This window comes from Mesorhizobium sp. M7A.F.Ca.CA.004.04.2.1 (assembly GCF_004022825.1).
GTDB lineage: Bacteria > Pseudomonadota > Alphaproteobacteria > Rhizobiales > Rhizobiaceae > Mesorhizobium.
Map to the genome: position 1 here is coordinate 1 of NZ_RZPH01000127.1, position 9,281 is coordinate 9,281.

General features: G+C 63.5%; 9 protein-coding genes and 1 pseudogene. 4 read left to right on the forward strand and 6 right to left on the reverse strand.

What is annotated here, in order from left to right; all coding sequences use genetic code 11:
- Together EN893_RS39095 and EN893_RS08480 are read left to right on the forward strand one after the other, a co-directional pair.
- A pseudogene (locus EN893_RS39095) lies at nt 1-136 on the forward strand (CoA transferase); the annotation flags it as partial.
- Nucleotides 133-1,782 carry a thiamine pyrophosphate-binding protein gene (locus EN893_RS08480; RefSeq protein WP_127272546.1) on the forward strand — a complete coding sequence of 550 codons (1,650 nt, stop codon included), beginning with the start codon at nt 133-135 and terminating at the stop codon, nt 1,780-1,782. The pseudogene EN893_RS39095 and the gene EN893_RS08480, both read left to right, overlap by 4 nt.
- A gap of 52 nt (nt 1,783-1,834) precedes the next feature.
- Here EN893_RS08480 and EN893_RS08485 read toward each other — a convergent pair whose 3' ends face one another.
- The gene (locus tag EN893_RS08485) at nt 1,835-2,278 is read right to left on the reverse strand and encodes a CHRD domain-containing protein (RefSeq protein WP_127271887.1); all 444 of its coding nucleotides are present in this window, start codon (nt 2,276-2,278) and stop codon (nt 1,835-1,837) included.
- Between the two features lie 138 nt (nt 2,279-2,416).
- The gene (locus EN893_RS08490) at nt 2,417-3,700 is read right to left on the reverse strand and encodes a cystathionine gamma-synthase family protein (RefSeq protein WP_127272547.1); all 1,284 of its coding nucleotides are present in this window, start codon (nt 3,698-3,700) and stop codon (nt 2,417-2,419) included.
- Between the two features lie 125 nt (nt 3,701-3,825).
- Here EN893_RS08490 and EN893_RS08495 point away from each other — a divergent pair, with 125 nt between their 5' ends.
- Nucleotides 3,826-4,284 carry an Lrp/AsnC family transcriptional regulator gene (locus EN893_RS08495; RefSeq protein ID WP_127271209.1) on the forward strand — a complete coding sequence of 153 codons (459 nt, stop codon included), beginning with the start codon at nt 3,826-3,828 and terminating at the stop codon, nt 4,282-4,284.
- Between the two features lie 51 nt (nt 4,285-4,335).
- On the opposite strand, the gene EN893_RS08500 is transcribed toward EN893_RS08495, so the two are convergent.
- The 4 genes from EN893_RS08500 to EN893_RS08520 form a co-directional block, all read right to left on the reverse strand.
- Entirely contained in the window at nt 4,336-5,307 is a 972-nt protein-coding gene (locus EN893_RS08500; protein ID WP_013894623.1) for an ABC transporter substrate-binding protein, read from the reverse strand.
- Between the two features lie 40 nt (nt 5,308-5,347).
- Entirely contained in the window at nt 5,348-6,502 is a 1,155-nt protein-coding gene (locus EN893_RS08505; RefSeq protein WP_127272549.1) for an ABC transporter permease, read from the reverse strand.
- Nucleotides 6,499-7,377, reverse strand: coding sequence for an ABC transporter permease (locus EN893_RS08510; protein WP_127272550.1), 879 nt, complete (start codon nt 7,375-7,377; stop codon nt 6,499-6,501). Before EN893_RS08510 ends, EN893_RS08505 begins: the two co-directional genes overlap by 4 nt.
- A gap of 417 nt (nt 7,378-7,794) precedes the next feature.
- Nucleotides 7,795-8,586 (reverse strand): ABC transporter ATP-binding protein, encoded by a 792-nt coding sequence (locus EN893_RS08520; RefSeq protein ID WP_127272369.1) that lies wholly within the window; start codon nt 8,584-8,586, stop codon nt 7,795-7,797.
- A gap of 142 nt (nt 8,587-8,728) precedes the next feature.
- Between EN893_RS08520 and EN893_RS08525 the strand changes: the two genes are divergently transcribed.
- A complete protein-coding gene (locus EN893_RS08525; RefSeq protein WP_127270638.1) occupies nt 8,729-9,133 on the forward strand; it encodes a cupin domain-containing protein in 405 nt (134 codons plus the stop codon).
- Nucleotides 9,134-9,281: the final 148 nt, after the last annotated feature.

Genomic DNA, 9,281 nt, shown 5'->3' on the forward strand with positions numbered 1-9,281 from the left:
CCATGGCAATCTTCTGCCTTCGGTGCGTGCGCCGATGGTGATGTCCGGCACGCCGCTGGTCTATGAGCGCCCCTCGCCACGCCTGGGCGAGCACACGCAAGAAATCCTTGCCGAACTGGAGAAGTCTGGACAATGAAGACCGGCGGACAACTCATCGTCGACGCGCTCGAAGCCAACGGCACCGACCGCATCTATTGCGTGCCGGGTGAATCCTATCTGGCAGTGCTCGACGCGCTGCACGACTCTGCGATCCGCACCATCGTCTGCCGCCAGGAAGGCGGTGCCGCCATGATGGCCGATTGCCATGGCCGCCTGACCGGCAAGCCCGGCATCTGCTTCGTCACCCGCGGCCCCGGCGCCACCAACGCCTCGGCCGGCATCCACATCGCCATGCAGGATTCGATACCCGTCATCCTGTTCATCGGCCAGGTCGCCAGCCACGCCAAGGAGCGCGAAGCGTTCCAGGAGGTGGACTATAAGAGGTTCTTCGGCGACATCGCCAAATGGGTGGTCGAGATCGACGACGCCTCGCGCATCCCCGAATTCGTCACCCGCGCTTTCGCGGTGGCGACATCGGGCCGTCCCGGCCCGGTGGTGATCTCGCTGCCCGAAGACATGCTGACCAGTATCGTCGAAGCGGCCATCGCCTTGCCGCACACGCCGGTTGAGACACGGCCGGGCGAAGCGGAGCTCGATGCGCTGGAAAAGCTGCTGGCCAAGGCCAAGCGGCCGTTCGTCATCCTCGGCGGCACGCGCTGGGACGCCGAGGCGGTTGCACAAATGCGCACGATCGCCGAGGCTTGGTCGCTGCCGGTCGGCTGCTCCTTCCGCCGCCAGATGCTGTTCGATCATCTGCATCCGAACTATGCCGGCGATGTCGGCATCGGCATCAACCCGAAGCTGGCCACAGCGATCAAGCAGGCCGATCTCGTGCTGCTGATCGGCGGCCGCATGGGCGAAATGCCCTCGTCCGACTACACGCTGCTGAAAAGCCCCTATCCCGACCAGACGCTGGTGCATGTCCATGCCGACGCCGGCGAGCTCGGCCGCGTCTACCGCCCGACACTGGCGATCAACGCCTCGCCGTCCGCCTTCATCGAAGCTTTCGCCAAGCGCAAACCGGCCTCGGAGCCGACTTGGGCAGCCGAGACGCCAAAGCTGCATGCCGCCTATCTGGACTGGTCGACGCCACCGGAAGGCGGCCCCGGCTCGGTCCAGATGGGCCCGATCATGAACTACCTCGAAAAGATGTTGCCCGACGACGCCATCCTCACCAACGGCGCCGGCAACTACGCCACCTGGGTGCATCGTTTCCACCGCTTCCGCCGCTTCGCCACTCAAGGTGCGCCGACGTCAGGCTCGATGGGCTATGGCACGCCTGCGGCCGTCGCCGCCAAGGAGCTGTTCCCGGAGCGCACCGTGGTCGCTTTCGCCGGCGACGGCTGCTTCCTGATGAACGGGCAGGAATTCGCCACCGCCGTGCAGTATGACCTGCCTATCATTGTGGTCGTCGTCAACAACGGCATCTACGGCACCATCCGCATGCACCAGGAGCGCGAATATCCCGGCCGCGTCGTCGCCACCGATCTCAAGAACCCCGATTTCGCGGCCTTGGCCCGCGCCTATGGCGGCCATGGCGAAACGGTCGACAAGACCGCCGATTTCGCTCCCGCCTTCGAACGTGCCCGCGCCAGCGGCAAGCCGGCGATCGTGGAAATCCGCCTCGACCCCGAAGCGATCACGCCGACGAAGACGATGACGCAGATACGCGACAAGGCGTAGTCCAAACAAAAAAAGAGGCGGTCGCCCGCCCCTTTTTGTCATGCGGCTTGCGCTACTTGGCGGTCTCGATCTGTCCGCGGATTTCGCCGTCCTTGTTGGCTGCCGTGTGCACGTTGACATAGTCCTTGCCGCCCATCAGGTCGGCGGCCTGCGCGTCGGTCAGCACGGCCGATCCCTTGATCGGGCTCTTGAGCTTGCCCTTGAACGGGATCGCCACCCCGGCGTTTTCACCCATCGCGGCTGGGCCGTGAATATGCCCGGCGGTCGCCGGCCCGCTCAGCCCGGAATATTTGACGTTCCAGCTGAGTTTCTTCGTGGCCGTGTCGAAGGTAAGAGCTGCGGTGCCCTTGCCTTTCGTGGTCACCGGCGGGTTCTGCTGGGCGCCGTCGAGCGTCGCTTTCAGCTTCACCGTCTCCGCCAGGGCCGGCGCTGCCGTAAGGAAGGACACCGAGATGGCCAGTGCCGAAAGCATCGGCGCCAAGGATTGGATACGCATGAGAATCTCCGTTTGCTGATGACATCCAGCCACGGCTCCCCGGCGCGCGGATGTATCGGCACAAGGCTTATAAGAGCGAATGGCTGCGCGCGAGTAACACTTACGTGCAGACTAATGGACCGCGCGATACCGGCGGCGTCAGACGGCTGCCAGCGCCTGCGTCAGGTCGGCGATCAGATCATCCGGGTGCTCCACGCCGATCGACAGCCTGACCGTGGTCTCCAGCACGCCGATGCGTTCGCGCACCTCGAAGGGTATGCCCGAATGGGTCATGGCCGCGGGGTGGCTGGCCAAGGATTCCGTTCCGCCCAGGCTCACCGCCAGCTTGAAGATCTGCAGGTTGTTGAGAAAGGCGAAAGCCGCCTTCTCGCCGCCCTTGATATCGAAGGAGAAGGTCGAGCCGGCACCAGTGCATTGCGCCCTGTAGGTGCGGCCAGCCGGCGTTTCCTCGCCCAGGAACGGAAGGTAATGCACCTTCTCGACCTTGGCATGGTCGCGCAGGAATTCGGCGACCAGGCGCGCATTGTCGTTGGCCCGCTCCATGCGGATCGACAGCGTCTCCAGCGAGCGGCCAAGCATCCAGCAGGAATGCGGGTCGAGCTGCGTGCCGATCGCGCCGCGCAGCGCCTTGATCGGCTTGGTGACCGCCTTGCTGCCCATGGCGGCGCCCGCGATGAGATCGGAATGGCCGCCGACATATTTGGTCAGCGAATAGACGGACACGTCGGCGCCATGTTCGATGGGCCGCTGGAAAACCGGGCCGAGCAGCGTGTTGTCGCACACGACGATCGGCGTCGACCCTTGGCTAGCGCCGATCTCGTCGGCGATCTTCCGCATCAGCGCGATATCGACCAGGCTGTTGGTCGGGTTTGACGGCGTTTCGATCAGGATGACCGACACGCGGCCCTTCGCGACGGCGGCGTCGGAGGCCGTGCGCACCGCTGCCTCATCGACGCCATCTACGAAACCGACCGCGCCGATACCGAAGCCGGAGAGCGTGCGCGTCAACAGCGTCTCGGTGCCGCCGTAAAGCGGCTGCGAATGAAGGATGACGTCGCCCGGCCTGATATAGGCGAGCAGCGTGGTGGCGATCGCCGACATGCCGGATGAAAACAGGATGCAGGCATCCGCCCCCTCATAGATCGCCAGCCGGTCCTCGACGATCTCGCTGTTGGGATGGTTGAAGCGCGAATAGACCAGGCCCGACGCCGTGCCGCTCGGCGGCTCCTTGCGGCCGGAGGTGTAGTCGAAGAAGTCGCGTCCTTCTTCCGCCGACTTGAACACGAAGGTCGAGGTCAGGAACACCGGCGGCTTGACCGCGCCCTCCGAAAGTTGCGGATCGAAGCCATAGCTCAGCATCAGCGTCTCCGGGTGGAGCTTGTGGTTGCCGATATGGGTTTTCGACGGGCGTGGCGCGGTCATGAGCTTTCCTGCCTGTTCGAGTGACATAGTGAACGGCAATTTATGCGATCCCGTTCCGCCAGTCCTTGCTATTTTTGGGCTCTCATGGCTGCATTCCCGCAACAAATTGCCCGGAGAGACGGAAAGTGCAGCAGAAGATAGCCGATGATTTCGACCGCAGGATCCTGCGCGAACTGCAGGCCGACGCCCGCATCACCAACAATGAGCTTGCCGAGCGGATCGGCCTGTCGCCGTCGCCCTGCCTGAGACGGGTGCGGCGGTTGGAGGAGACCGGCGTCATCAGGGGCTACACCACCCTGGTCGATCCCTCAGCCTTCGGCTGGAGCATGGTCGCCATCGCCACCATCCGGCTCAGCCGCCAGAACGAGGACGAGATCGTCATGTTCGAGGACGCGATCCGCGGCTGGGACGAGGTGCTGGAATGCCACCTCGTCACCGGTTCGCGCGACTATGTGCTGAAAGTAGTGACGGGAAGCCTCGAACAATACGAGCGCTTCATCAAGGAAAAGATCGCGCGGCTGAAATGCGTCGCCTCGATCGAGACCAGCTTCGTCATGAACACCATAAAGGAACGGCGCCTCTAGCATTTCTGCCGGAGGCGCCGTGTTGAAATATCTAGACGTTACCGAATAGGCTTACTTGACCGCCTTGTCCGTGATGGCGGTGGTGTAGGCGCCGGTCGGCTCCTTGGTGATGATCTTCTGGTCGAGCAACGCCTTGGCGGTGCGCTCGTAGGTCGCCGGGTCGAGCTTGCCGTCGGCATTGTCGATCAGCTTGGCGACTTCGCTCATCATGCGCTTCTGGTGGTTCTCGTCCTGGCCGCCGCCGTCCATGACGATGCCAGCGGCTTCGTCATTGTTGTCGATGGCGTATTTCCAGCCCTTCATCGAGGCGCGCACGAAACGCACCATCTTGTCTTCGAAGGCCGGGTCCTTGAGCTTGTCTTCGGACGCATAGAGCCCGTCCTCAAGCAGGTCGTTGCCCATGGCCGAGTAGTTGAACACGGTCAGCTGTTCCGGCTTGTAGCCGGCGTCGATCAACTGCCAGTACTCGTTGTAGGTCATGACCGAGATGCAATCCGCCTGCTTCTGGATCAGCGGCTGCACGTCGAAGCTCTGCTTCAAGACGGTGACGCCGTCCGGGCCGCCGTCTGTCTTGAGGCCGAGCTTGTTCATCCAGGCGTAGAACGGATACTCGTTGCCGAAGAACCAGACGCCTAGTGTGTGACCCTTGAAGTCGGCTTCGGTCTTGATCGGGCCGTCCTTCGGGCAGACCAGCTCCATGCCTGCCTTCTTGAACGGCTGGGCGATGTTGACCAGCGGCACACCCTTTTCGCGGGCGGCCAGCGCACCGCCCATCCAGTCGACGATGACATCGGCGCCGCCGCCGGCGATCACCTGCTCGGGCGCGATATCGGGACCGCCCGGCTTGATGTCGACGTCGAGACCTTCGGCCTCATAGAAACCCTTTGCCTTGGCGACATAGTAGCCGGCAAACTGAGCCTGCGTGACCCATTTCAGCTGCAACGTCACCTTGTCGGCGGCCATTGCCTGGAACGCGGCGAGCGACATCGCGCCGGCCAGAACGGGAATAATCAGTCTTTTCATTTTTTTACCCTCTGAAGTTAGTGCCCTAAACCCACCGCCCCTATCCACCACGGACAGAGGGATGCCAAAACGTGACGGCTCTTTCGACAAGAGCGACCACGCCATAAAAGACCGAACCCGCAAGTGCTGCAACTGCGATTTCGGCCCAGACCATGTCGATGTTCATCCGCCCGACCTCGGTCGAGATGCGGAAGCCCATGCCGACGACGGGCGTGCCGAAGAACTCGGCGACGATGGCGCCGATCAGCGCCAGCGTCGAGTTGATCTTCAGCGCGTTGAAGATGAAGGGAGCAGCGGCCGGCAGCCTGAGCTTCAGCAGCGTCGGCCAGTAGCCCGACGCATAGGTGCGCATCAGGTCGCGCTCCATATGGCCGGAGGCGGCCAGACCGGCGACCGTGTTCACCAGCATCGGGAAGAAAGTCATGATGATGACAACAGCCGCCTTGGACTGCCAGTCGAAGCCGAACCACATCACCATGATCGGGGCGACGCCAATGATCGGCAGCGCCGAGACCATGTTGCCGATAGGCAAGAGGCCGCGCCGCAGGAACGGCACACGGTCGGCGAGGATTGCGGTGATGAAGCCGGCGCCGCTGCCCACCACATAGCCGAAGATCACCGCCTTGAAGATGGTCTGCCGGACATCCGCGCCGAGCACCGGCAGCGAACCGGCGATGCGCGCGCCGATTGCGCTTGGCGGCGGCAACAGGATGAAGGGAATGCCGGCGCCACGCGTCACCGCTTCCCAGATGATCAGTATCCAGGCGCCGAAGATGGCCGGGATGATCAGGCGCAGCGCGGTGCGAGCCCAGCTTGCCATCGGGCGAAGGCCCGACAGGACGGCGACGCAGCGCCAGCCAAGCAGCCAGGCACCCGTGAGCAGCAGGAAATAGGGCGCCCGTGCCAGGCCCTCGAAGCCGGTGATGCCGCCAATCAGCAGCCAGGCGGCCAGATGCGCGCCGATGAAAAGCACAACCGCTTCGACGACGGACGGTATTCTGGCCATCGAGATCAAAGCAGCGAGAAGCAGCACGCCGAAGATCAGCCAGTTCGTCGCCACATAGGGATACATCAACGTCCCTGCGGGCTGCGCCAGTGCATCCACTTTCGGCGCGGCGATCGGGCCGAGCGCGACCGCGATCAGGCACAGCACGATCGCCGACACCGCCTGCCAGGAGGGTTTCAGCCAGTTCATGCCGGCCTCCCGCCCATGGCGCGGTCGACGAGGCGCCCGGCAATGCCGACAACCATGACCAGAAGTGCCGCCACCACAGACCCAGCAACCAGCGCAGACCAGATGTCGATGGACTGGCTGTAATAGGCGCCCGCCAAAAGCTTGGCGCCGATGCCGGCGACCGCACCGGTCGGCAATTCGCCGACGATGGCGCCGACCAGGCTTGCCGCCACCGCCACCTTCATCGAGGTGAACAGGAACGGCACCGAGGCCGGCACACGCAATCTCCAGAAGGTTTGCGCACGACTGGCATTGTAGGTGTGCATCAGGTCGAGATGCATGATCTCGGGTGAGCGCAGCCCCTTCACCATGCCGACAGTCACCGGGAAGAATGACAGATAGGTCGAGATCATCGCCTTCGGGATCAGGCCGCTGATGCCGATCGCCCCCAGCACGACGATGATCATCGGCGCCACCGCCAGGATGGGAATGGTCTGCGAGGCGATGATCCACGGCATCAGGCTGCGGTCGAGCGTCGCCACATGGACAATGCCGACCGCAATGATGATGCCGAGCGCGGTGCCGAAGGCAAAGCCGAGCAGCGTCGACGACAGCGTCACCCAGGCATTGTAGACCAGGCTGCGGTTCGAGGTGATAGGCCGCAGGAAGGTGTTCTCGAAGAAATTCACCGCCACCTGATGCGGCGCCGGCAATGTCGGCTTCGGCTGCGACAGCGTCTTGCCGATGAGTTCGCTGAACGTGGAGGTCTCACCGGCGCGACGGTCGAGATCGCGCTGGAACGGCGCGTTGAGGATGACAGCGAAGACATACCAGAGCACGACCACCCCAGCGAGGATCGAGGTGACGGGGATGAGTTTGTCGCGGAAGGTGTCCATTAGGTGCGCTCCCCTTTGCCCAACGGCAAAGAGCGGCCATACCCATTCTTCGTCATCCTAGGGCGAAGCAAGGAGCGAAGCGACGCGGCGCAGACCCTAGGATCCATGCCGTTACCTCTGTGCTCCACAACGGTGCGGAACAAGGCTCCCTGTGCCTCGCCCTGCTTGGCCTGTTTTCTCAACCGTTTTCGCCTTTCGGCCGGCGTCACGGCATGGATCCTAGGGTCTGCGCAGGCCGCTGCGCGCCTGCTCTGCCCTAGGATGACGAAGGGGTGGTTGACCGCTCCCTTTACGCACGCCGCCTCGCGGTGCCCTGGGATGACGAAGGCGCGGTGGGCCGCCCCCTCACCCGACCTCCGCTTCGCTCCGGCCACCCTCTCCCCGTTGGGGAGAGGAGGGAGCCCGTCGATTGCTCCCTCAATCATCATAGCTGTGCCCTGCCCGCAGCCCGTCGCGCACGCGCGCTGCGATCGCCAGAAACTCCGGCGTCTCGCGGATGTCGAGCGGCCGCTCTCTCGGCAGTGTCGATTCGATGATGTCGCTGACGCGGCCCGGCCGCGGTGACATGACGACGATGCGCGTCGACAGATAAACGGCTTCCGGAATGGAGTGGGTGACGAAGCAGATGGTCTTGTTGGTGCGTCCCCACAATTCCAGCAATTGCTCGTTGAGATGGTCGCGCACGATCTCGTCCAGCGCGCCGAACGGCTCGTCCATCAGCAGCAGGTCGGCATCGAAGGCCAGCGCACGGGCAATCGAGGCGCGCTGCTGCATGCCGCCCGAGAGCTGCCAGGGATATTTCTTCTCGAAGCCAGAGAGGTTGACGAGCTCGAGCGTGCGCTTGATACGCTCGCCTTGCTCCGCCTTGGACAGGCCCATGATCTCCAGCGGCAGCCCGACATTGCGCTCGATCGTCCGCCACGGAAACAGCGCGGCGGCCTGGAAAACATAGCCATAGGCGCGTTTCTCGCGCGCCTGCTCTGCTGTCATGCCATTGACCGAAATCGTCCCCGAGGTCGGCTTCTCCAGATCGGCGATGACGCGCAGCAACGTGGTCTTGCCGCAGCCCGAAGGGCCGATGAAGGAGACGAACTCCCCCTTGCCGATGGTGAGATCGACGTTTGACAGCGCCTGCACCGGCCCGTCATTGGTCTGGAAGGTCAGTCCGAGTTTGCTTGCCGCGACGACGGCTGGCGAAGTCCCCGTCATCGGCTGCCGCCTGCCTGTTTCCGTCCCTGCGGCGGCTGGAATCCGATTGCTTTTATCGCGATGTTGTTTTCCACTTATCCTGTCCCATTTGGCCCTGTCCCACTGACCTTGTCCCACTCGATCGACGCCCGGAGTTTCCCCGATGTCGCCCAAACCCACCTGTCATCTTATCCGCCCTGAAAGCACTTATGAAGGCAAGCAGGGATTGACCTATTTCGCCGGCATCGCCGCCGAGACCGTCGGCGCCTCCGGCATCTGCATGCACATGCTCACCATGCCGCCCGGCGCACGCGCCAAGGCGCATATGCATGAGAGCCACGAGACGGCGATCTACGTGCTCTCCGGCGAAGTCCACACCTGGTACGGCGACCGGCTCGAGCATCATATCGTGGTCAAGGCCGGCGACCTCTTCTACATTCCGGCCGGCGTGCCGCATCTGCCGGCCAATCTGAGCAGCGCCCCGTCTTCGGCCGTCATTGCCCGCACCGATCCCAACGAACAGGAAAGCGTCGTCCTGCTGCCGGAACTGGATGCACTGGTCGCCTGAAGCCGGTATCGACGGGCTAGGATCCCACCGGTCAATTGCCCGAGGTTTGCGCTGCCCCTCATCGCCCTGCCGGGCACTTCTCCCCGTATAGTGACGGGGAGAAGGACGATTTCGCGGAGGATTTCGCCAATCTCCGACGTTACAAAAA